19 protein-coding genes are annotated in these 21,870 nt (G+C 71.7%); 9 read left to right on the top strand and 10 right to left on the bottom strand.

Annotated elements, in window-relative coordinates:
• Nucleotides 1-96: 96 nt before the first annotated feature.
• Entirely contained in the window at nucleotides 97-2,247 is a 2,151-nt protein-coding gene (locus ACFY1J_RS12325; protein WP_390705875.1) for a SpoIIE family protein phosphatase, read from the bottom strand.
• A 144-nt stretch (nucleotides 2,248-2,391) separates the two neighbouring features.
• Between ACFY1J_RS12325 and ACFY1J_RS12320 the strand changes: the two genes are divergently transcribed.
• The 3 genes from ACFY1J_RS12320 (at nucleotide 2,392) to ACFY1J_RS12310 (ending at nucleotide 6,742) form a co-directional block, all read left to right on the top strand.
• Nucleotides 2,392-4,842 (top strand): SpoIIE family protein phosphatase, encoded by a 2,451-nt coding sequence (locus ACFY1J_RS12320; RefSeq protein WP_390705876.1) that lies wholly within the window; start codon nucleotides 2,392-2,394, stop codon nucleotides 4,840-4,842.
• Nucleotides 4,843-4,922: 80 nt separating this feature from the next.
• Nucleotides 4,923-5,198 (top strand): hypothetical protein, encoded by a 276-nt coding sequence (locus ACFY1J_RS12315; RefSeq protein ID WP_390705877.1) that lies wholly within the window; start codon nucleotides 4,923-4,925, stop codon nucleotides 5,196-5,198.
• Nucleotides 5,195-6,742, top strand: coding sequence for a cytochrome bc complex cytochrome b subunit (locus ACFY1J_RS12310; RefSeq protein ID WP_390705878.1), 1,548 nt, complete (start codon nucleotides 5,195-5,197; stop codon nucleotides 6,740-6,742). Before ACFY1J_RS12315 ends, ACFY1J_RS12310 begins: the two co-directional genes overlap by 4 nt.
• Here ACFY1J_RS12310 and ACFY1J_RS12305 read toward each other — a convergent pair.
• On the bottom strand, nucleotides 6,678-7,061 hold the full coding sequence (locus tag ACFY1J_RS12305) for a cytochrome c oxidase subunit 4 (protein ID WP_390705879.1): 384 nt from the start codon (nucleotides 7,059-7,061) through the stop codon (nucleotides 6,678-6,680). The genes ACFY1J_RS12310 and ACFY1J_RS12305 overlap by 65 nt on opposite strands.
• Nucleotides 7,058-8,740, bottom strand: a complete 1,683-nt coding sequence (gene ctaD / locus ACFY1J_RS12300; protein WP_390731189.1) for a cytochrome c oxidase subunit I — start codon at nucleotides 8,738-8,740, stop codon at nucleotides 7,058-7,060. Before ctaD ends, ACFY1J_RS12305 begins: the two co-directional genes overlap by 4 nt.
• 165 nt (nucleotides 8,741-8,905) lie before the next feature.
• Between ctaD and ACFY1J_RS12295 the strand changes: the two genes are divergently transcribed.
• From ACFY1J_RS12295 to ACFY1J_RS12280, 4 genes are all read left to right on the top strand, one after another.
• On the top strand, nucleotides 8,906-9,973 hold the full coding sequence (locus ACFY1J_RS12295; protein WP_390731188.1) for a glucose-1-phosphate thymidylyltransferase: 1,068 nt from the start codon (nucleotides 8,906-8,908) through the stop codon (nucleotides 9,971-9,973).
• Entirely contained in the window at nucleotides 9,970-10,941 is a 972-nt protein-coding gene (gene rfbB, locus ACFY1J_RS12290; protein ID WP_390705882.1) for a dTDP-glucose 4,6-dehydratase, read from the top strand. Before ACFY1J_RS12295 ends, rfbB begins: the two co-directional genes overlap by 4 nt.
• Nucleotides 10,938-11,858 (top strand): dTDP-4-dehydrorhamnose reductase, encoded by a 921-nt coding sequence (gene rfbD, locus ACFY1J_RS12285; protein ID WP_390705883.1) that lies wholly within the window; start codon nucleotides 10,938-10,940, stop codon nucleotides 11,856-11,858. Before rfbB ends, rfbD begins: the two co-directional genes overlap by 4 nt.
• A gap of 526 nt (nucleotides 11,859-12,384) precedes the next feature.
• Complete coding sequence (locus ACFY1J_RS12280) at nucleotides 12,385-13,197, top strand: hypothetical protein (RefSeq protein ID WP_390705884.1); 813 nt, start codon at nucleotides 12,385-12,387, stop codon at nucleotides 13,195-13,197.
• Here ACFY1J_RS12280 and rfbC read toward each other — a convergent pair.
• The 3 genes from rfbC to ACFY1J_RS12265 form a co-directional block, all read right to left on the bottom strand.
• Entirely contained in the window at nucleotides 13,182-13,820 is a 639-nt protein-coding gene (gene rfbC, locus ACFY1J_RS12275; RefSeq protein WP_390705885.1) for a dTDP-4-dehydrorhamnose 3,5-epimerase, read from the bottom strand. The two genes, ACFY1J_RS12280 and rfbC, sit on opposite strands and share 16 nt — an antisense overlap.
• 28 nt (nucleotides 13,821-13,848) lie before the next feature.
• Nucleotides 13,849-15,792 (bottom strand): glycosyltransferase family 2 protein, encoded by a 1,944-nt coding sequence (locus tag ACFY1J_RS12270; protein WP_390705886.1) that lies wholly within the window; start codon nucleotides 15,790-15,792, stop codon nucleotides 13,849-13,851.
• A gap of 124 nt (nucleotides 15,793-15,916) precedes the next feature.
• Nucleotides 15,917-16,507 (bottom strand): isochorismatase family protein, encoded by a 591-nt coding sequence (locus ACFY1J_RS12265; protein WP_390705887.1) that lies wholly within the window; start codon nucleotides 16,505-16,507, stop codon nucleotides 15,917-15,919.
• Between the two features lie 374 nt (nucleotides 16,508-16,881).
• Here ACFY1J_RS12265 and ACFY1J_RS12260 point away from each other — a divergent pair, with 374 nt between their 5' ends.
• The gene (locus ACFY1J_RS12260; protein WP_390705888.1) at nucleotides 16,882-17,382 is read left to right on the top strand and encodes a metallophosphoesterase family protein; all 501 of its coding nucleotides are present in this window, start codon (nucleotides 16,882-16,884) and stop codon (nucleotides 17,380-17,382) included.
• A gap of 23 nt (nucleotides 17,383-17,405) precedes the next feature.
• Nucleotides 17,406-18,005: a GNAT family N-acetyltransferase gene (locus ACFY1J_RS12255; protein WP_390705889.1), complete on the top strand. Its 600-nt coding sequence runs from the start codon at nucleotides 17,406-17,408 to the stop codon at nucleotides 18,003-18,005.
• A 21-nt stretch (nucleotides 18,006-18,026) separates the two neighbouring features.
• Here ACFY1J_RS12255 and ACFY1J_RS12250 read toward each other — a convergent pair whose 3' ends face one another.
• The 4 genes from ACFY1J_RS12250 to ACFY1J_RS12235 are packed head-to-tail and all read right to left on the bottom strand — an operon-like array spanning nucleotide 18,027 to nucleotide 21,869.
• Nucleotides 18,027-18,650, bottom strand: coding sequence for an SRPBCC family protein (locus ACFY1J_RS12250; protein ID WP_390705890.1), 624 nt, complete (start codon nucleotides 18,648-18,650; stop codon nucleotides 18,027-18,029).
• A gap of 31 nt (nucleotides 18,651-18,681) precedes the next feature.
• Nucleotides 18,682-19,788: an XdhC family protein gene (locus ACFY1J_RS12245; protein WP_390731187.1), complete on the bottom strand. Its 1,107-nt coding sequence runs from the start codon at nucleotides 19,786-19,788 to the stop codon at nucleotides 18,682-18,684.
• 27 nt (nucleotides 19,789-19,815) lie between these two features.
• Nucleotides 19,816-20,988, bottom strand: coding sequence for a VWA domain-containing protein (locus ACFY1J_RS12240; RefSeq protein ID WP_390731186.1), 1,173 nt, complete (start codon nucleotides 20,986-20,988; stop codon nucleotides 19,816-19,818).
• Nucleotides 20,989-20,993: 5 nt separating this feature from the next.
• Complete coding sequence (locus tag ACFY1J_RS12235; RefSeq protein WP_390705893.1) at nucleotides 20,994-21,869, bottom strand: AAA family ATPase; 876 nt, start codon at nucleotides 21,867-21,869, stop codon at nucleotides 20,994-20,996.
• Nucleotide 21,870: the final 1 nt, after the last annotated feature.

Raw genomic sequence — 21,870 nt, 5'->3', positions numbered from 1 at the left:
ATCGGCCTCACCAGCGGTTCCGGCCGACGGTGGACGGTCCGGCCCTCCGGCGGGAGGGCCGGACCGCGTCGTCGTTCGAGGCGGGTCCGCCGCGGCTCAGGCGTGCCCCAGCGCCCGCAGCAGCAGCACCGCCACGTCGTCGACCCGGTCCCGTGCCGCCACGCTGTGCGCGACGAGTTCGTCGGCCAGCTGCTCCAGCGGCCGGTCCCCGATCGCGTTCAGGAGTACACCCATGTCGGCCAGGGCGTCCTCGATGTCCACGCCGGGCGACTCGATGAGGCCGTCGGTGTACAGGACGAGGACCGAGCCCCTGGCGAGGTCGACCTCGGTCGTCGGGTACCTCGCCTCCGCGTCGATGCCCAGCAGCGGACCGCCGGCCAGGTCCAGGACGCGCACCCGCCCGTCCGGCCGTCTCAGCAGCGGTGGCGGATGCCCCGCCCGGGCCATCACCGCGCGCTCGTTGTCCGGATCGAGCCGCAGATACAGACAGCTCGCGAACAGATCGGCGCCGAGGTCGACGAGCAGCCGGTTGGTGCTGCCCATCACCTCCTCCGGCGCCTGACCGCCGGTGGTGAACGCCCGTACCCCGGTGCGGATCTGCCCCATCAGCCCGGCCGCGGTCACGTTGTGTCCCTGGACGTCCCCGATGACCGCCGCCGCGAGCGGCCGGGTCGGCACCATGTCGTAGAAGTCGCCGCCGATCTCCATGCCCTGAGTGGCCGGCAGATAGCGCGCGGCCGCCTCGATGCCGGGCGGTGGCATCAAGGAGCGCGGCAGCAGGGCCTCCTGCAGACCGTGCGCCAACTGGTTCTTGGCGTCGTACAGCAGCGCCCGCGCCAGGGCCTGCGCGATCAGCCCGCCCAGGCTCGTCAGAACGGCCCGTTCGTCCGCGGGGAAGACATGCGGTTCCGTATAGGCGAGCACACAGGTGCCCACCGGCCGCCCGGACGCGATCAGCGGCAGACAGGCCCAGGCCGCGAAGCCGCCCGGCATCCCGGTCGGCTCCGGATACAGGCGGTCCAGCTGCTGCCGGGAGTCGAAGAACGCCGGCACCCCCGTGGTGAGGACGTGGGTGCCCGGCATCCGCTCGGACAGCGCAATGCCGTCGAACCGCTCGACGTGGTGCGGGTTCGCATACCCGCGGTGCCCCAGCACGTGCAGCCGCCCGCCCTGCGACCCGAGCAGCACCACGGCCTGGCTCCCGACGGACGGGACGATCTCGTCCGCGACCAGCTGCACCACGTCCTGCACGCCCACCGCCTCGGTCAGCGCGCCGGCCAGGCTCAGCACCTGGGAGATGGTGACCAGACGGGACGGTCCCGCACCGGTCTGCGGAGCGGCCCGCCCCATCTCCGCCACCGCGCGGGCCCTGCTGATGCGCACGCTCAGCCCGGTCGTGCTCGGGTAGAGCCGGAACGACAGCCAGTCGCCCGGCGGGCGCAGCGCCACGAACGACGTCACGTGCTGGCTGATCAGGGCGCCCCGGTACCGGTCCTCGTACATCGGGTCGTTCAGCCAGGGCACCGAGGCCCACAGACGGGTGCCGAGCAGCTCACCGGCGGGTGTGTCGAGCAGCTCGGCGGCCGCCGCGTTGGCGAACCCGACCCGGCCGTGCAGATCGAGCGACACCAGCCCGTACGGCAGCCGCGCCACCATCCGCGCGGCCTCGACCGTGCCCAGGGTGCCCGCGACCCCCGTCACGGTCGACGCCTGCAGATCGGGCTCGCGCGGTATCGGCCGGTTGTCCTGCGCGGCCCGCTCCAGCCGCACCGCGAGCCGGTCGCAGGCCGCGGTCAGATGCTCGCGCTCCCGGTCGGACAGCTGCGGCGGATGCGAACCCGGCCAGGTCACGAAGACCGCGCCGTACGCCTTGTCCGCGGTGGCCACGGGCAGGGCCGCCAGCGCGAAGGGATAGGGCAGGACCACCGCGATACGGGGATAGCGCCGGGCCATGTCGTCCTCGCCGCCCACCCAGACCAGCCGTCGGCCGCGGACCGCCTCCGCGACCGGGATCGGCGCGCTCAGCCCCACTCGCTCCCACGGTGCCGCGAACGCCCGGGGCAGCCCCGCCACCACCGCCATCTCCAGTACCGGCTCGTCGTTCGCCAGCAGGTACACCGCACCGGAGTGCGCATGGACCTCGTCCATCATCGTGGCCAGCGACAGGGAGAGCAGCGGTCGGCCGACCCGCGACCCGGTGGCCCCCGGCGCCTGCGCGGGCCTCTGCCCGTCGGACACGCCGACCACCTCCTCGTACGGCCGCGCGTCGCACCCCCAGGGGTCAAGGCTCTCTCCTGGCGGCGTGCGGCGCACGGCGAGCGGGCCGCGCCTGACCCCGTGAGCTCCACGGAACGGTCCCAGGGGCTGCGCAGGCGGCTCATAAGCGCTGTAATGGCGGACGTGGTCAGTGAGGGCGCTGCGGTACGCAGAACGAGGAGGGAGCGTGCCGAAGTTGCCCTGGAAACGGTCATGACCGACCCTGGCGCGCCCGATCGACTGCACCGTGTCATCGAACAGGCACTGGTTTTCGCCGGGGCGTCCTTTGTTGGCGTGTACACGCCGAGCGAGGACGGTGCGGTGCTCCGCCTCGCGGAGTCGGCGGGGCTGCCGCGCACGCTGTACGGGCTGCGCGACGGCTATCCCGCCTCGGCACAGTCCCCGCTCGCCGAGGCCCATCGCACCGGGCAGCAGATGTGGCTCGGCCCCGAGGAGCTGGCGGCCTGCCCCGAGGCGCGCCGCACACCGTCCCGGGAGTTCTTCGTGGCGGCCCTGCCGGTGCGGGCGGGAGACGGCTGTCTCCTCGCCGTGAGCGAGCGCGTCGGCGGCTTCGACCCGGAAGACCGCCGGTGTCTCGAACTGATCGCCGACTCGGTCGCCCTGCCCGCCCCGCCCGGGGCCACCGCCACCGGTGAGCTGCCTGCCGACTCCTTCAGCCTGGCCATGGACACCGGCCGCGTGGAGGTCGGCGACGAGATCCTGGAGCTGTTCGAAATCGGGCGGGGCGAGTTCGACGGCAAGGTCGAGACCCTGCTCGGGCTGACCGTGCCCGAGGACCTGCCGGCGCTGATGTCCGTCGTCGAGGCCGACCACATGTCCATCGGCGAACGCGAGCTGGAGTTCCGCATCCTGCAGCGCTCCGGTCCGCCCAGGTGGCTCCGGCTGCGCGGACGGATGGTGCCGGGCGGCGAGGGCCTGCCGGCGCTCCTGGTCGGCACCGTGACGGACACCTCCAAGCTGCGCTCCGACGTCACCGACGTGGCCCGCGTCCAGCGCCTGGCCGCGGCGCTCGCCACCGCCGGCACCGTCAAGGACGTCGGTCAGGCCGTGGTCAACGCCCTGCGCAAGCCGCTCCAGGCCGACCGGATCGCGCTCGCCGAGCTGGAGAACGACCGTCTCGTGGTCACCGTCCTCGACCCGCCCGAACCCGAGGTCTGGCCCGAGGTGTGGCGCTCCGAGTGGCGCACGGAGTGGCCCGACGCCCCCGTCCGCGCCATGCCCACCCTCGCCGCCGCCCTGCGCGAGGGCCGCGCCCAGATCTGGCCCGCCGGCACCTCCCTGGAACCCGCCCTCGCCGAGGTCGGCCCCGGTGGCCTCGCGGTGCTGCCGCTGCCCGCCGGCGGCCGCATGGCCGGGGCCTGCCTGATCGGCTGGGACAGCCCGCACGAGTTCGCCCCCGACGAACGCGCCCTGCTCACCGCCTCCGCCGGCCTGGCCGGCCAGGCCCTGATGCGCGCCCACGCCTTCGACGCCGAGCACGAGCTCGTCGGCATGCTCCAGCGCACCCTCCTGCCGCGCCGTCTGCCCAAGCTGGACGGCGCGGTCGCCGTGGCCCGCTATCTGCCCACCACCGCCGGGCTGGAGGTGGGCGGCGACTGGTACGACGTGATCCCGCTGCCCGACAACCACGTCGCCCTCGTCATCGGCGACGTCCAGGGCCACAGCGCGGCCGCCGCCACCCTCATGGGCCAGATGCGCACCGCCCTGCGCGCCTACGCCGCCGAGGGCCACACCCCGGACGTGGTGGTCTCGCACGCCAACCGGCTCCTCATGGACATGGAGTCGGACCTCTTCGCCACCTGCTGCTACGTCGACGTGGACATGGAGGAGGGCACGGCCTGGTGCGTGCGCGCCGGACACCTGCCCCCGGTGCTGCGTCACCCGGACGGCGCAACGGAGATCGCCGAGACCGAGGGCGGCCCGCCGCTCGGCGTGGTCGACCGGGCCGACTTCCCCATGGCCCCGCTGCACCTCACGCCCGGCACCGTGCTCGCGCTGACCACCGACGGTCTGGTGGAGTCCGCCGAGGCCGACATCGACGTCGGCATGGAGCGGTTCGCCCACGACCTGGCCGCGTCCGACCCCGCCCACCTCGGCCTGGTCGCCGACGCCCTGCTCGGCAACGCCCACCGCAGCGACGACGTCGCCCTGCTCCTGATGCGCTACGACGGCCTGGCCGTGCGCCCGCTCAGGGAGAGCTGGACGGTGTGGCGGGTGCCGGAGGCCGCCCGGCACGCCCGCCGCTTCACCAAGCGCACCATGCGCACCTGGGGCGTACCCGCGGACGACCTGGACACCGTGCTGCTCGTGGTCTCCGAGCTCGTCACCAACGCCCTCGTGCACACCGACGGCCAGGTACGCCTCGACCTCACCCTGGTCAACCACCGGCTCCGGGTCGCCGTCGCCGACGCCTCGCCGCGCACGCCGATGAAACCCACCAACATCGGCTGGGAGGCCACCGGCGGCCGCGGCATCCTGCTCGTCGAGGCCGTGTCGGTCGCCTGGGGGACGCTGCCGGTGAGCGGCGGCAAGCAGGTGTGGTCCGACATCGCGCTGGAGGGCTGACCGCCACACGGGTGTGGGTGCGAAAGCCGCACGGCAGGTCGCGAGGGCTCCCGGCGGCCGCCGTGCCTAGGGTCCTTGCCGTGGCACACACCTTCGAAGAGCTCGTGGCGAAGCAGCGCGCGTCGGACATGGCCCACGCGCAGGTCCTGGAACTGCGGGACGCCTACGGCCCGCCTGCCGAGGCGCAACTGGCCGGTGCCCAGAAGGAGACGTACGAGACCGCCCTGCGGGCCTGGCGCGACCTGGCCCGGGAGGTGCAGACCGCGGTGAGCGAGTACGCGAAGGAAGTGGGCCGGGCGCGGGGCGACATCGAGGCGGAGGTGGAGCGAGCGGCGGAGACCCCGGAGAGCACGTGACCCGCCCCGACCCGGAACCCGCCACCGACAACGCACCCGCCACCGGCGCCGCTCACCGCCCCGCACACCCCGCCGAGCGGCTGGTCGCGGCGGCGGACGCGCGGTTGCCGGTGCTGGAGGGCGGGGCGCTGCTGCGCAAGGCGTTCCCCGATCACTGGTCGTTCCTGCTGGGCGAGTTGGCGCTGTACAGCCTGCTCTCCCTGGTGCTGACCGGAGTGTGGCTGACCTTCTTCTTCAAGCCGGAGATGCGGGAGGTCGTCTACGCGGGCCCGTACGTCCCGCTGCAGGGGGTGCGCATGTCGGCCGCCTTCGACTCCACGCTGCACATCAGCTTCGACGTGCGCGGCGGTCTGCTGATGCGGCAGGCGCACCACTGGGCGGCGCTCGTCTTCGTCGCCGCGATCGGCGTGCACATGCTCCGGATCTTCTTCACCGGCGCCTTCCGCAGGCCCCGCGAGCTGAACTGGGTCATCGGGCTCACACTGTTCGTGCTCGCCCTCGCCGAGGGGTTCGCCGGCTACTCGCTCCCCGACGACCTGCTCTCCGGCACGGGCCTCAGGATCGCCCAGGGCATCATGCTGTCCATCCCGGTGGTCGGAACGTACGTGGCCTTCTTCGCCTTCGGCGGCCCGTACCCCGCCCACGAGATCGTCACCCGTCTGTACTCGATGCACATCCTGCTGCTGCCCGGCGCGTTGATCGCCCTGGTCACCGTGCACCTGATCCTGGTGTTCCATCTCAAGCACACGCAGTGGCGCGGACCGGGCCGCTCGAACCGCAACGTCATCGGCAGGCCGCTCTTCCCCCGCTTCACGGCCTCGTCCGGCGGGCTGTCCCTCGCCGTCTTCGGCGTGCTCGTCCTGATGTCCGCCGTCGCCCAGATCAACCCGGTCTGGGTGTACGGCCCCTACCGCCCCGACCAGGACTCGACCGGGTCCCAGCCCGACTGGTACGTCGGCTTCCTGGAGGGCGCGCTGCGCCTCGTGCCGCCGTGGGAGACGAACCTCGCCGGTCACACCCTCATGTGGAACGTGCTGCTGCCGGCCGTCGTCCTGCCCGGGCTGCTGTTCGGCGCCCTGTACGCCTACCCCTTCGTGGAGCAGCGCCTGACGGGGGAGTGGGACCACGAACGGCATCTGTGCGACCGGCCCCGCGAGCGTCCCGTGCGCACCGGCCTGGGCGTCGCCGGCACCGTCTTCTACGCCGTGCTGCTCCTCGCGGGCGCCAACGACGTCGTCGCCCAGTCCTTCCGGATCTCGGTCAACACCCTGACCTGGGCGCTGCGTGTCTTGCTCGTGGTGGCCCCGGTCGTCGCGTTCCTGGTCGCCCGGTGGCTGTGTCTGGCCCTGACGGAGGCGGAGCGGGAGCGGCTGGCGAAGGGCGTGCCGACGGGGGATGTGCGGCAGACCCTCGCGGGTGGCTATGAGAGCGACCACCGTCCGGTCGGCGAGTTCCGCCCCGGTGCGCCCAGACGGCCGATCACCGGTTCACGTACTGGAAGACCATCCCGAGGACACCGCGCGCCAGCACGCCGAAACCGATGAGGAACAGCCACAGCCCGAACACCACCCCGGTCGCCGCGAGCGCGAAGCCGAACGCGGTGACCAGCGGCCAGATGCTCTCGGCGGGGAAGAACTCCAGGGGCCCCGCGCCGTCGGCCACTTCGGCGTCGGTGCGGTCCTGGGGGCGCCGTCCCTTGCGCAGGTACTGCACCGCGCAGAAGAACGCGATGACCGCGGCCATCCCGCCGGCGACGATCAGCGCCGCCGTGCCTGCCGATTCGTGCGACCACACGCCGTAGAGGGCGGCGACGCCCGCGAAGAACAGGGCGACACCGCCGAACAGCAGCGCCTCGACCTTCATCGGGTTCCCTCCTCCACCGCCCGCCCGGCGAACTCGGGGTGGTGCAGGTCGAAGGCGGGCGATTCCGACCGCACCCGGGGCAGGGCAACGAAGTTGTGCCGGGGCGGCGGGCAGGACGTCGCCCACTCCAGGGCCCGGCCGTAGCCCCAGGGGTCGTTCTCGGTGACCTTCGGTGCCCGGTGCGCGGTGCGCCAGACGTTGTACAGGAAGGGCAGCGTGGAGGCGCCGAGCAGGAACGCGCCCGCGGAGGACAGGGTGTTGAGCAGGGTGAAGCCGTCCTGGGGCAGGTAGTCGGCGTACCGGCGGGGCATGCCGGCCTCGCCGAGCCAGTGCTGGACGAGGAACGTGAGCTGGAACCCCGGGAAGAGCAGCCAGAAGTGCAGCTTGCCGAGCCGTTCGTCGAGCATCTTCCCGGTGAACTTGGGCCACCAGAAGTAGAAGCCGGCGAACATCGCGAACACCACCGTGCCGAACAGCACATAGTGCAGGTGCGCCACGATGAAGTACGAGTCGGTCAGATGGAAGTCGAGCGGCGGCGAGGCGATCAGCACCCCGCTGAGCCCGCCCAGCAGGAACGACACCAGAAAGCCGAGCGACCACAGCATCGGCGTCTCGAACGAGATCGACCCGTGCCACATGGTCCCGATCCAGGCGAAGAACTTGATCCCGGTGGGCACCGCGATCAGGAACGACATGATCGAGAAGAACGGCAGCAGCACCGCGCCGGTGGCGAACATGTGGTGCGCCCACACCACCGCGGACAGCATGGTGATCGTGATCGTCGCGCCGATCATCGGCAGATACCCGAACAGCGGCTTGCGCGAGAACACCGGGATGATCTCGGAGATGATGCCGAAGAACGGCAGCGCCACGATGTAGACCTCGGGGTGCCCGAAGAACCAGAACAGGTGCTGCCACAGCAGCGCGCCGCCGCTCGCCGGCTCGAAGACGAGCGAGCCGAACTTCCGGTCCGACTCCAGGACCAGCAGCGTCGCGGTGAGCACCGGGAACGCGGGCAGCACCAGGATCGATGTGAACAGCACGTTCCACGTGAACATCGGCATCCGGAACATGGTCATGCCCGGCGCGCGCAGACACAGGATCGTGCTGATGAAGTTGACGGCACCCAGTGTCGTCGACACACCGGTCACCACGAGCCCCATCACCCACAGGTCGCCGCCCGCGCCGGGGGAGTGGACGGCGCTGTTGAGCGGCGCGTAGGCGAACCAGCCGAACGCGGCCGCGCCGCCGGGCACCACGAAGCCCGAGACCACCATCAGCCCGCCGAACAGGTACATCCAGTACGACAGCGCGTTCAGGCGGGGGAAGGCCACATCGGGAGAACCGATCTGCAACGGCATCACGGCGTTCGCGAACCCGGCGAACATCGGGGTGGCGAACAGCAGCATCATGATGGTGCCGTGGACGGTGAAGAACTGATCGTAACCCTGCTTGCCCAGGAACTGCAGCCCGGGGCGGGCGAGTTCGGCACGCATGCCCAGGGCGAGCAGCCCGGCCAGCAGGAAGAAGCAGAACGCCGTGACCATGTAGAGGCGGCCGATCACTTTGTGGTCGGTCGTCGAGGCCCAGCGCAGCAGGGCCCGGCCGGGCGGCGGCGCGGTGGCGGCGTACCGCTCGGCGATCTCGTGCTTCTCCGAAATTTCCGGTAGTTCCGTCATCGTCGGGGACGCTACTCCGGCGCCACCACGACCTGCCCGCGCCACGCCCTGGTCACCGGGCCGCATACCCGTAAGCCGCTCGCGGGACAGGGGACGTACTGCCGTAAACGACCCAGCAAAGCAAACATAGGTCCGATCCTGACGATCGCCGATAGGGTGTGGCAGATGAAGGCTCTGGTCCTGTCCGGCGGTGCCGGCACCCGGCTGCGTCCGATCACGCACACGTCGGCGAAACAGCTCGTGCCGGTGGCCAACAAGCCCGTCCTCTTCTACGGCCTGGAGTCCATAGCCGCGGCCGGCATCACCGAGATCGGGATGATCGTCGGCGACACCGCCGCCGAGATAGAGGAGGCGGTCGGCGACGGTTCGAAGTTCGGCCTGGAGGTCACCTACATACCCCAGGAAAAGCCCCTGGGCCTCGCCCACGCCGTGCTGATCGCACGGGACTTCCTCGGCGACGACGACTTCGTGATGTACCTCGGGGACAACTTCATCGTCGGCGGCATCAGAACCCTCGTCGACGAGTTCCGCGCCAGCCGCCCCGACGCCCAGATCCTGCTCACCCACGTCCCCGACCCGCGCTCCTTCGGCGTCGCCGAACTCGATGCGTCGGGGCAGGTGATCGGCCTGGAGGAGAAGCCGGAGCACCCCAAGAGCGACCTCGCGCTGGTCGGCGTCTACCTCCTCACCCCCCTGATCCATGACGCGGTCCGCGCCATCAGGCCGTCCTGGCGGGGCGAGCTGGAGATCACCCACGCCATCCAGCACCTCATCGACACCCGCGCCGACGTGCGCTCCACGGTCATCCAGGGCTACTGGAAGGACACCGGCAACGTCGGCGACATGCTGGAGGTCAACCGGACCGTCCTGGAAGGGATGGAGCGGCGGATCGACGGCGAGGTGGACGAGCGGTCCGAGACCGTGGGCCGGGTGGTCGTCGAGGAAGGGGCGCGGGTCGCGAACTCGCGCATCGTCGGTCCCGTCGTCATCGGCTCGGGGACCGTGGTCAGCGACTCGTACGTCGGCCCCTACACCTCCATCGCCGAGAACTGCCGGATCACGGACAGCGAGCTGGAGTTCTCCATCGTGCTGCGGGACTCCTCCATCGACGGAGTGGGCAGGATCGAGTCCTCGCTGATCGGCCGGCATGTGGAGGTGACCCCGGCAGCCGGCCTGCCCAGTGCCCACCGCCTCGTCCTCGGAGACCACAGCAAGGTGCAGATCCGTTCATGAATCTCCTCGTCACCGGCGCCGCCGGGTTCATCGGCTCCACGTACGTCCGTACGCTCCTCGCCGAGGACGCCCCGGACGCGCCGCGCATCACCGTGCTGGACAAGCTCACCTACGCCGGCACGCTCACCAACCTCCCCGCCGGCCATCCCCGCCTGGAGTTCGTCGAGGGCGACATCTGTGATGCCGACCTGGTCGACAAACTCATGGCCCAGGCCGACCAGGTCGTGCACTTCGCCGCCGAGTCCCATGTGGACCGGTCGATCGACGGGGCGGGCGAGTTCGTCCTCACCAATGTGCTGGGCACCCAGACGCTCCTGGACGCGGCGCTGCGCCACGGCGTCGGCCCGTTCGTGCACATCTCCACCGACGAGGTCTACGGCTCCATCGAGACCGGCTCCTGGCCCGAGACCCACCCCCTCGCCCCCAACTCCCCCTACTCCGCCTCCAAGGCCTCCTCCGACCTGCTCGCCCTCGCCTACCACCGCACCCACGGCCTGGACGTCCGCGTCACCCGCTGCTCCAACAACTACGGCCCGCACCAGTTCCCCGAGAAGGTCATCCCGCTGTTCGTGACCAACCTGCTCGACGGAGCGAAGGTCCCGCTGTACGGCGACGGGCGCAATGTGCGCGACTGGCTGCACGTCGAGGACCACTGCCAGGGTGTGGAGCTGGTCCGCACGAAGGGCAGCCCCGGCGAGGTCTACAACATCGGCGGCGGCACCGAACTGAGCAACAAGGAACTCACCGGCCTGCTTCTGCGGGCGTGCGGGGCGGACTGGGACCGGGTCGAGTACGTCACCGACCGCAAGGGCCACGACCTGCGCTACTCCGTCGACTGGAGCAAGGCCCGCGACGAGCTGGGCTACCGCCCGCGCCACGACTTCACCACCGGGCTGGCCGAGACGGTCGCCTGGTACCGGGACAACCGGGCCTGGTGGGAGCCGCTGAAGCAGCGGGAGTCCCGATGAGGTGGCTGGTCACCGGCGCGGCCGGCATGCTCGGCCGCGACACGGTCGAGGAACTGCGCCGGCGCGGCGCGAACGTGACCGGCCTGGACCGCACCGCGCTCGACATCACCGAACCCGACGCCGTACGGCGGGCGTTCGACGAGCACCGCCCGGACGTCGTCGTCAACTGCGCCGCGTACACGGCTGTCGACGACGCCGAGACCGACGAGGCGCGGGCGCTGCGGATCAACGGCGACGGCCCCCGGCTGCTCGCCGCTGCCTGCGCGGAGCGGGGCGCCCGTCTGGTCCATGTCTCCACGGACTACGTCTTCGACGGCGAGGCCCTCCCCCAAGCTCTCGGCTCCGCTCGAGCAGGGGGGACCCCCATCACCCCGTACCCGGAGGACCACCCGCCCGCCCCGCGCACCGCCTACGGCCGCACCAAACTGGCCGGCGAGCGGGCGGTCCTGGAGGAACTCCCGGGCGCGGCCGCCGTGGTGCGCACGGCCTGGCTGTACGGCGCCCACGGCCGCAGTTTCGTGCGCACGATGCTCGAACTGGAAGCCCGCCGGGACACCCTGGACGTCGTCGACGACCAGCGCGGCCAGCCCACCTGGACCGCGGACGTCGCCACCCGGATCGCGGACCTCGGTACCGCACTCTCCCGCGACGAGGGCGCACACGGTATCTTCCACGCCACCAGTTCCGGCGAGGCCAGCTGGCACGAACTGGCCCGGGAGGTGTTCCTGCTCATCGGCGCCGACCCGACCCGGGTACGCCCCACCACCAGCGCCGCCTTCCCGCGCCCAGCACCCCGCCCCGCCTACAGCGCCCTCGGGCACGCCCGATGGCGGGAGATCGGCCTGGAACCAATCCGGAACTGGCGCTCCGCCCTGCACGAAGCACTGCCCCACATCCGCAAGGAGATGTCTCAGTGAAACGAGCGGATCCCGTTCCGGCATGACGGGACAGCAGACGGACAACGGCGCCCCGTGGATCGGGCGGTGCGAGGAACTGCGTGATCCGCGGGGGCCGTGTTCACCTGCCCGGTTCGGTCGGGAGCCAGCGGATCCGCGCGTAGTTGCAGTCCTTCACGACGTCGCCGGCGTACTCGCACACCTTGATGGAGAGGCTGAAAGGTGTGGAGGAATGGCCGATACGCCGATCTTGGAGGGGTATCTCCACCCCGGCGCCGGTCCACAAGAATTTCCCGCGCGGAAACGCCACGAGTTGATCTGTGGATACGGAGCGTGTGCAATGTCGGATCGCGTCCCGTCGCCGGGCATGGGGCGCCGTGGATCTGGTTTAACCGCTGTCGTTTGCCGTTGAGTTCGCCGCCCACGCATCCGACTTCGTCACTACGATGCTTCGTAAATGATGCGACGGGACGGCCCGCGTGGGCGCGCGAGGCCTTCCCGTTCGTCCGGCGCATCCTGGTAAGCCGCATGGAAGGAATTTCTCGTCATGTCGATTCGAGCAACCGTGAAGTCCGTATTGGGTGAGGAGAACGTGCGGGTTCTGCGCCGGCTGAAGCGGCGCCTCTCCGGTAAGTGGACCAGGTCGGCCAAGCCGAGCGGACTTGAAGCGATCTCCAACGATCTCAACAAACTTGCCCTGCATTTCAAGACGGACAAGTGGGGAACACACCGTTACACCCAGCACTACCAGCGTCATCTGCAGCACCTGAAGAACGAGAACTTCAACCTTCTGGAGATCGGGATCGGCGGTTACAACCGGCCTGGCCAGGGTGGTGCGTCGCTGCGCATGTGGAAGCAGTTCTTCCCGAAGGCGCAGATCTTCGGAATGGATATCCAGGACAAGTCATTTGTCGACGAGGACCGCATCACCACCTTCATCGGCGACCAGTCCGACCCCTCGTCCCTGAACGCTGTCGCCGACAAGATCGGCGAGCTCGACGTCATCATCGACGACGGCAGTCACCGCAGCCCGCACGTGCTCACGACGTTCGCCACACTCTTCCCCCGGCTCAAGGACGGCGGCATCTACGCTGTCGAGGACACTCAGTCCTCCTACTGGCCCGAATGGATGGGCAGCGAGGACCGCGACGCCCCGAACACCAGCATGGCGATGCTGAAGAGGCTGGCGGACGGGTTGAATTACGAGGAATTCGTGGACGAGAACTATCAGCCGTCCTACACGGACCTCAACGTCGTCGCCGTGCACTTCTACCACAATCTGGTGATTATCGAAAAGGGCAGGAACGCCGAAGGAACCAACAAGCGCAAGGCGCTGAAGCAGCGCTACGCCAAGTCCTGACCTCGGCGGGTCGAGGGCTGGTCGAACGGGCCCGAGCGCAGCCGCGCGTAGTAGGCGGAGCAGTCCGTGTATGTGGGAAGCAGGCCGGATTGCTCCGCCTCGGCCAGTGTGGGGGCTGCGGCGTCCTTCTCGGAGAGAATGGGCTCGATGCCCTGTGGCCAGGCGATGCCGAGGGCGGGGTCGAGGGGGTGTACCCCGTGTTCGCGGCCCGGTGCGTAGCCCGTGGAGCAGAGGTAGACCACCGTGGCGTCGTCGGTCAGGGCCATGAAGGCGTGCCCGAGTCCCTCCGCGAGGAAGATGGCGTGGTGCGTCTCGTCGTCCAGTCGTACGGCCTCCCACGCGCCGTACGTGGGCGAGCCGACGCGGATGTCCACCACCACGTCGAGCACGGCTCCGCGCACGCACGTGAGGTACTTGGCCTGACCGGGCGGCACGTCCGCGAAGTGCACCCCGCGCAGGACGCCCCGCCGGGACACCGAGCAGTTGGCCTGGGCCAGGTCCAGGTCGTACCCGGTGGCCTCGCGGAACTCCTCGCCCCGGAACCACTCGTGGAAGCTTCCCCGGTTGTCCGGGAACACCTTGGGCTCCAGCACCCAGGCGCCCGCAATGTCCAGTGGTCGCACGCCGTCACGTCCTCCGTGTCATGTTCTGCTACGCCTTCCTACCCCGGACCGCGCCCATGACGCGTCGCGCCTTGCGCGCCAGCCGCAACAGCAGGCCCGGCGCCGCGGGCCCGGCCACGCGGACCCCGCCGGTGCGGGTCACACGCAGGGCGAGCGGCAGTGCGAGGAAGCGGGGCGCCTCCGCCTCCGGGAGCAGGCACACCTCCGTCCGCCACGACGCTCTCCTCAGCTCGCGCACCGGCACCGACGCCTCCAGCAGCGAGCCGGCCCCGTCCGCCGGGGTGAGCGTCCCCGTCTGCCGCAGGGACCGGCCCGTCGCGGGGTCGGTCAGCCGCACCTGGACAGCGGTGCGGTCGGGGACGTGCAGGGGCAGCGCGAGGCTGAGCTGATGGTCGGCCGAGACCGCCGCGTCCTCGGGGGTGAGCCGGCCCAGACCGAGGGCCTTGCTCGCGCGGTCGACGTCCAGCGAGAAGTTGTCGTACTGCTTCGTCCAGTACGGCAGCACCACGCGGTCCGCGACCACACCGGCGGGCGGTGTGGGACGGCCCTGCCGCGGTGCCGGACCGAGGCGGCACTCCTTGGACCAGCCGCCGAGGCCGACGCGGACGTACGCGTCCCACAGGCCGGCGTGCAGCGCGGCGCCGCCCGCCGCGGTGCCGGGGTCCACGGTCGCCGTGCCGCGCAGCACCAGCCGGACCCGACCGTCGTCGGCCGGGACCCGCTCGCGGATGACCTCCACCGGCTGGAAGAACGAGGCGGAGGTGGCCCGGTCGCGCAGGATCAGGTCGACGGTGGCCTTCTCGAAGCCGTCGACGGCGTCCGCGCCCAGCCAGGCCGCCGCCTCGTCGAGGTCCCGGGGCGCGGTGTCCGCGGCCGGAGTGCCGGGCCCGTCGGCCGAGAAGGTCAGCGGCTGTCCGCCGGACCTGTACTCGGCGGTGAAGGTGACACGCAGGGTCCCGTCCCGCCATTCGACACCGGTGGGGTCGGCCTTGGGCGCCACCCCGGTCTCCCACTGGGCGTAGGCGACGAGGTCGTCGTAACGGTCGTCCCTGATCAGCGATGCCACGATCCGCTGTCCGGGCCGCAGTCCGGGCGCGACGCCGGGGCCGAAGCGCTCCAGGACCACGGCGTGCATCTCGTGGAACAACTCTCGCCGGTAGTCGTCGGGCATCGCGAGCAGCCGGCGGCCGCTCATCCGATCCACCATCTCGACGCGCAGCCAGCGGCGCAGCAGTCGGTCGCGCGACGGGCCCGGCTCGGTGTACCGCTCGACGACGTCCAGGGCCTCACGGAGGTTCTTGAAGTAGCCGACCGGCTCGAAGCGCTGGAAGCCCGCGTTGCCGGCGTCGTCCCGTTTGACGTGGTAGTAGCAGACGTAGTCGGAGAGCACCGAGACGTTGTCGGCGCGCAGATACGCCTCGGCGATGAAGACATGGTCCTCAAGGCGGCGCCGGCCCTCGGGGAAACGCAGGCCGATGCGGTCCAGGAAGGCCCGCCGGACCATCTTGTGCGGGGTGAGGCTGTCGATCAGCGGCGCGTTCTCGACGGTGGCGTGCGGATGGTTGCGGCGGAACAGTTCCACCGGCACCGGGCGGCCCTTCCCGGCCATCTTGCCGACGATCACATCGGCCTTGTTCTCCACCCCGTACTCGTACATCCGCTCAAGGGCTTCGTCGCCGAGGTAGTCGTCGTTGTCGACGAACATCACGAACTCGCCCTCGGACGCGGCGATCCCCACGTTCCGCGGCTTGCCCGACCAGCCGGAGTTCTCCTGGTGGACGACCCGGATGTGCGGGTGCTCGGCGGCGAGCGCGTCCAGTCTGGCCGGGGTCCGGTCGGTGGAGCCGTCGTCGACGAAGACCACTTCGAACTCGTCGGGCGGCAGCGACTGCCGCAGCATCGAGGCGATGCAGTCCTCGATGTACGGCCCTGGGTTGTAGACGGGGACGATGACGCTGACCTTGACCGGCATCCGGCTTCCAATCCCCCTTGGTTCGCCACCCGTTGCCCAGGCGGCACGTGCGCGTGGCCGAATGCTAACCCGACCCCTTGCGCGGGCGGAAAAGCTCCGCCCGGCACACAGGGGCCGGGGTTCGTCACTGTCCGTCGTGGGTCTTGGCCAGGATGTCGAGGACGTCGGCGCTCGCCCCCGACTCGCCCAGCCGCGGGAAGATGCGCTCGACGCTGCCCCGGTGGGCCTCCGGGTCGCGGTCGGACATGGCGTCCGTGGCCAGGGTGACGTGATGACCGTGCTCGTACGCGGCGCGGGCGGTGGACTCGACGCCGATGCTGGTGGCGATGCCGGTCAGGACGATCTGGGTGATGCCGCGGCGGCGCAGCTGGACGTCGAGGTCGGTGCCGTGGAAGGCGTTCCAGTTACGCTTGGTGACCAGGATGTCGCCGGAGTGGCCGGAAGGTTCGTCCACGACGGTGTCCCAGCCCTCGGGGAAGGCGAGGCCGCCGGGACCGCGCTCGGTGCGGCCGGGGACGGCGTCGGCCCCGTCCGGGGCGAAGGTCACCCGGACCAGGACCACGGGGAGGTTCCGGGCCCGGAAGGCGTCGGCGCGTTCGGCCGTGCGGGACACCACGTCGGAGGCGGTGTACGGCTGGGTCGGCATGCCCACGATGCCGTTCTGCAGGTCGATCGCGACGAGGCCGGTGCGTGGGTCGAGGGTGGTGAGCGACATGGCTCGATCAGGCCTTTCGGGGGGTGAGGTCGCCGAGTGAACGGTCGGGGAGGGCGGTCGCCGGCAACAGTGCGGAACCGGCGAACATGAAAAGTGCCAGGGCGTGCAGCCCGGGCGTGTCGGCGCGGTGCGGGAAGAACGCCGCGGTCGAGGCGGAGGCGCCGAGCGCGCCGACACATACTGCCGCATCAGTTTGTGACCGACTGCGGGCAGTCGGGGGTGGACGACGGTCCGTAACCATCAGTCCAGACTGTCCAGTCCAGCCTGTCCAGTTCACCTGTTCAGTCCGGCCTGCCGAGCCACGCACCCGGGCCTGCCCCGGCACACACCCCGACTTGCCCACCACACACCCCGGCCTGCCCTAGCCTGGCCCTGTGCGCCTGCTGCTCATGTCCGACACCCATGTCCCCGCGCGTGCCGAGCGGCTGCCGGAGCGACTGCTCGCCGAACTCCCGCACGCCGACGTGGTGTTCCACGCCGGCGACTGGGTCGACACCGCCACCCTGGACCTGCTGGAGAGCCACAGCCGCCGGCTGATCGGGGTGTACGGCAACAACGACGGTCCGGAGCTGCGCGCCCGGCTCCCCGAGGTGGCGTACGCCGAACTCGGCGGCCTGCGCTTCGGTGTCGTCCACGAGACCGGCCCCGCCGAGGGCCGCGAGGTCCGCAGCGCGGCCCGCTTCCCCGACCTCGACGTGCTGGTCTTCGGGCACAGCCACATCCCCTGGGACACCACCGCCCCCTCCGGACTGCGCCTGATCAACCCCGGCTCGCCGACCGACCGCCGCCGCCAGCCCCACTGCACCTATCTGACGGCGACCGTCGCCGACGGTGCGCTCGAGGACGTGACGCTGCACCGTCTGCCGCAGCGATAGGGACCGTGTGGCAGGATGCCGCGATGATCTCCAGCTCAGGCATCCCGCCGGTCGTTCCCGCAGGCCGCATGACCCGTGCCGGCCAGCCCGTCCTGGCGCTGCCCAGCGGGCTGGAGCTGCGACCGTGGCGCCCCGACGACGCCGACGCGCTGTTGGCCGCCGGGCAGGACCCCGCGATCCGCCGGTGGAACCTCTTCACCGTCGAGAGCCGTGCCGAGGCCTGCCGCCGGATCGAGCGCATGCAGGAGCGCTGGCGGGCCGGGACGGCTGCCGTCTGGGCCGTTGCCCGGCCGGGCGCGGCGGCGACGGGGCTCATCGGCTGGAACGACATCGATCTCGCGGGCGGCAGCGCCGAGATCGTCTACTGGGTGCTGCCCGAGGCCCGTGGCGGCGGCATCGTCGTCGAGGCGGCGCGGCGGCTCAGCCGCTGGGCGCTGGACGAACTCGGCCTGCACCGACTGCGGCTGTGCCACTCCGTCGCCAACCCGGCGTCCTGCCGGGTGGCCGAGAAGGCGGGCTACCTGCTGGAAGGCACCATGCGCGGAGCGCTGCTGCACGCGGACGGCTGGCACGACCAGCATCTGCACGCCCTCGTCCGGGGCGACGGCGACGGCGACGTCTGAGCCCGTCTCGCGCGACGGCTGTCAGCGCCGCTTGCGACGCCGTACGCGCGCCAGGATTCCCGCCACCACCAGCGCCACCGCCGCGGCGATCCCCGCCGCGATGCCGGCCCGTTTGGCCACCGGCACGCCGGCCGTGCGGAGCAGGTCCAGCGGCTCGGTCTCGGGCGGGTGCTCATCGGTGACGGCGGCCGTGGCGGTGGCCGGTTCGGCCAGGCGTTCCGACAGACAGGCCGCGAACTGGCCCACCACCCGGTCGCCCACCTCCGCCATCACCCCGCGTCCGAACTGGGCCGGGCGTCCGGTCACCGTGAGATCGGTGCGGACCGACACGGCGGTTCCGCCGTCCAGTTCGCTGAGCGTGCCGGTCACCGTGGCCCGGGCCGTGCCCTGGCCACGGGTCTCGCGCCCGCTGGCGATGAGGACGATGCGATGGGCGGACTCGTCCTGTTCCTCGAAGACGGCGGTTCCCTTGTAGGTCACCGTGATCGGCCCGACCTTGACCTTCACCGATCCGGTCACGGTCTTGCCGTCGTAGTCCTCCACGGTCGCCCCGGGCATGCACGGCGCGACGCGCTCGATGTCGAGGAGCGCCCGCCAGGCGTCCGGGACCGGGACCGGGACGGTGAACTCGTGCTGCAGTTCCATGACTTCCTCCTCGCGTTCGGGCTCCTCGTGGTCAGCCGGATCCGGCGGGGTGGATCGCCCCCGCGGTCAGGGTCAGCGGCGCACCGGTGCCGCCCCAGCGCAGCGCGACGATCTCGGCGGCGACGGAGATCGCGACCTCCTCGGGCGTACGGGCACCGAGGTCGAGCCCGACCGGCGAGCGCAGCCGGGCCAGTTCGGCCTCCGTGAGACCGGCCTCGACCAGCCGCTTGTGACGTTCGTCGTGGGTACGCCGGCTGCCCATCGCCCCGATGTAGGCGGCCGGCCGGCGCAGTGCCTCCTCCAGCAGCGGCACATCGAACTTCGGGTCGTGGGTCAGGACGCAGATGACCGTCCGCTCGTCGGTCTGCGTGCCGCTCAGATAGCGGTGCGGCCAGTCCACGACGACCTCCACCCCCTGCGGGAACCGCTTGGGCGTCGCGAAGACCGGGCGGGCGTCGCACACGGTGACCCGGTAGCCGAGGAAGTCGCCGAGGCGGGCCACCGCGGCCGCGTAGTCGATGGCGCCGAAGACCAGCATCCGCGGGGGCGGCGCGAAGGAGTGGAGGAACACGGTGACGTCGTCCTCGCGCCGCTCGCCGTGCGGGCCGTAGTGGCGCAGGCCCGTGGCGCCGAGGGCGAGTTCGCCGCGCGCGTCGGCGGTGACGGCGACGTCCAGACCGCTCGCGCCGAGCGTGCCGGTCACCGTGTCGGGCCAGACGGCCAGCGTGGCCCCGCGCGGCGCGGGCCCGTCGACCACCGTGGCCACGGTCACCGGTTCGCCCGCGGCGACCGACGCGGCGACCGCACCGAAGGCGGGGTCGGACCCGGGCGTGACGGGCCGCACCAGCAGGGTGATCTCGCCGCCGCAGGTGAGGCCCACCGCGAAGGCGTCCTCGTCGCTGTACCCGAAGGTCTCCAGACGTGCCTCCCCGCTCGCCACCACCTCCTGCGCGAGCTCGTACACCGCCCCCTCCACACAGCCCCCGGACACGCTGCCCACGACCTCGTCGTCGGGCCCCACCGCCATGGCGGCACCGGGGCCGCGCGGCGCGCTGCGGCTGACCGCGACGACCGTGGCCAGACCGAACGGGGTCCGCGCCGCGTACCAGCGGTTCAGCGCCGGCAGAATCTCACGCACGATCCGCTCCTCTCACACCCGTTCGGGTCACACCCGTTCCGAGTCCCGCTCCGCTTGGGCCAGTTCCGCATAGGCCACCTCGACGGAGGCCGCCTCCGCCCCGCGCACCACCGCCGCGAGCCGCTCCAGTGCCGCGAGGCTGTGTCCCTCGACGAAGGCGTCCACGCTCGGCAGCGCCGCAGCCATCCCGGCGGCCAGGGGCGCATAGCCGGGACGTGCCTTGCGCGGATTGGCCCAGATCACCCGGTGTGCCAGCCCGTGCAAGCGTCGCATCTGCGCCCCGAGCAGCTCCGGATCGCCACGCTCCCACCCGTCCGACAGCAGCACCACCACCGCCCCGCGCGCCATGCCCCGCTGCCCCCAGCGGTTCAGGAACTCGCGCAGCAGCTCGCCCAGCCGCGTACCGCCGCGCCAGTCGGGTACCGCGTCCGCGACCGCCGCCATCGCCAGGTCCGGGTCGCGGTGCGCGAGCTCGCGGGTCACCCGGGTCAGCCGGGTGCCGATCGTGAACACCTCCGTACGTCCGCCTCGGGCCGCGGCGTGGGCGAACCGCAGCAGTGCGTCGGCGTACGGCGCCATGGAGCCGCTCACGTCCACCAGCAGCACGACCCGGCGGGGCCGCTCGACCCGCGCGTGCCGCCGCAGCCGGGCCGGCTCACCACCGCGGCGCAGCAGCTCCCGGACCGTCCGGCGCGGATCGACGTCCCCGCGCCGGGCCGGCCGCCGCCGCGCCGTGCGCCGTGTCTGCGCGCGCAGCGCGAACGCGGCCAGCAGCCGGTCGAGCTGGGCCCGCTCGGCGGCGTCCAGCCCGGCGACGTCACGGTGCCGCAGCACCTCGGCGGAACTGGCCAGCGTGGCGGTCGGCGGACCCTGGGGCCTGCCGTCACCGGGGGCACGGGCGCCGGCCGGAGCGTCCCGTGGGAGGGGGCGCAGCCGGGGCGGGGGAGCGGCCCGCAGGGGCCGGCGCGCGGGCTGGCCGCCGGGCCCGAAGTACGCGGCGAACACCCGGTCGTAGCGCTCCAGGTCGTCCCGTCCGCCGCACAGCGTCAGCCGGCCCGCCCAGTACACATCCGTCCGCACCCCGGGCCGCAGCGTGTCCAGGGCCCGCAGGAACGCCTGCAGCCGGTCGGCGCTCGCGTCGATGCCCGCCGCGCGCAGGGCACGGGCGAAACCCAGCAGGACGGCATCCGCGGCCGGCACGCCCCTCACGCTCCCTTCGCGGCGAGCACCGCCGCGAGATCGAGCCCCCGTGCCCGCTCGGCGTCCTCCCGGTACTTGAGCACCGACCCCAGCGTCGCCACGGCCAGCTCGGCGTCCACCTCGCTCGCCCCCAGCGCGTCCAGGGCCTGCGCCCAGTCGATCGTCTCGGCCACCCCCGGCGGCTTGACCAGGTCCGCCGCCCGCAGCGCCTGCACCAGGCCGGTGACCTGCTCGGCGAGGCGCGCCGACACCTCCGGCAACCGGCTGCGCACGATGGCGAGTTCACGGGCGAACCCGGGATGGTCGAACCAGTGGTACAGACACCGGCGCTTGAGCGCGTCGTGCACCTCCCTGGTGCGGTTCGACGTCAGTACGACGACCGGCGGGACCTCGGCGCGCAGGGTGCCGAGCTCCGGGATCGTCACCGAGAACTCGGACAGCAGCTCCAGCAGGAACGCCTCGAACTCGTCGTCGGCCCGGTCGATCTCGTCGACCAGCAGCACCGACGGCTGTGTCTGCAGCGCCCGCAGCAGCGGCCGGGCGATCAGGAAGCGCCGGTCGTACAGCTCGCTCTCCAGCTGTTCCGCGTCCTTCACCCCGGCCGCTTCGGCGGCCCGCAGATGCAGCAGTTGACGCGGGAAGTCCCAGTCGTACAGGGCCTGCGAGGCGTCGATGCCCTCGTGGCACTGCAACCGGATCAGCGGCGCGTCGAGTGCCTCGGCGAGGGCGGACGCGAGCGCGGTCTTGCCCACGCCCGCGTCGCCCTCGCAGAAGAGCGGCCGGTGCAGCCTCACCGCCAGGAAGCAGGCGATGGCCAGACCGTCGTCGAGGAGGTATCCGGTCTCCTCCAGCCGGGCCCGCACCTGCTCCGGGTCGTCCATC

The sequence above is a fragment of the Streptomyces sp. NPDC001406 genome, assembly GCF_042895285.1.
In the GTDB taxonomy this organism is placed as follows: domain Bacteria; phylum Actinomycetota; class Actinomycetes; order Streptomycetales; family Streptomycetaceae; genus Streptomyces.
This window is presented reverse-complemented; position numbering and strand designations above follow the sequence as displayed.

Excerpts from the sequence above, each read along its gene's own strand:
- ACFY1J_RS12320 (WP_390705876.1), top strand. The coding sequence starts at position 2,392 with ATGGCGGACGTGGTCAGTGAGGGCGCTGCGGTACGCAGAACGAGGAGG.
- ACFY1J_RS12305 (WP_390705879.1), bottom strand. The coding sequence starts at position 7,061 with ATGAAGGTCGAGGCGCTGCTGTTCGGCGGTGTCGCCCTGTTCTTCGCG.
- ctaD (WP_390731189.1), bottom strand. The coding sequence starts at position 8,740 with ATGACGGAACTACCGGAAATTTCGGAGAAGCACGAGATCGCCGAGCGG.
- ACFY1J_RS12295 (WP_390731188.1), top strand. The coding sequence starts at position 8,906 with ATGAAGGCTCTGGTCCTGTCCGGCGGTGCCGGCACCCGGCTGCGTCCG.
- rfbB (WP_390705882.1), top strand. The coding sequence starts at position 9,970 with ATGAATCTCCTCGTCACCGGCGCCGCCGGGTTCATCGGCTCCACGTAC.
- rfbD (WP_390705883.1), top strand. The coding sequence starts at position 10,938 with ATGAGGTGGCTGGTCACCGGCGCGGCCGGCATGCTCGGCCGCGACACG.
- ACFY1J_RS12280 (WP_390705884.1), top strand. The coding sequence starts at position 12,385 with ATGTCGATTCGAGCAACCGTGAAGTCCGTATTGGGTGAGGAGAACGTG.
- ACFY1J_RS12270 (WP_390705886.1), bottom strand. The coding sequence starts at position 15,792 with ATGCCGGTCAAGGTCAGCGTCATCGTCCCCGTCTACAACCCAGGGCCG.
- ACFY1J_RS12265 (WP_390705887.1), bottom strand. The coding sequence starts at position 16,507 with ATGTCGCTCACCACCCTCGACCCACGCACCGGCCTCGTCGCGATCGAC.
- ACFY1J_RS12255 (WP_390705889.1), top strand. The coding sequence starts at position 17,406 with ATGATCTCCAGCTCAGGCATCCCGCCGGTCGTTCCCGCAGGCCGCATG.
- ACFY1J_RS12250 (WP_390705890.1), bottom strand. The coding sequence starts at position 18,650 with ATGGAACTGCAGCACGAGTTCACCGTCCCGGTCCCGGTCCCGGACGCC.
- ACFY1J_RS12235 (WP_390705893.1), bottom strand. The coding sequence starts at position 21,869 with ATGGACGACCCGGAGCAGGTGCGGGCCCGGCTGGAGGAGACCGGATAC.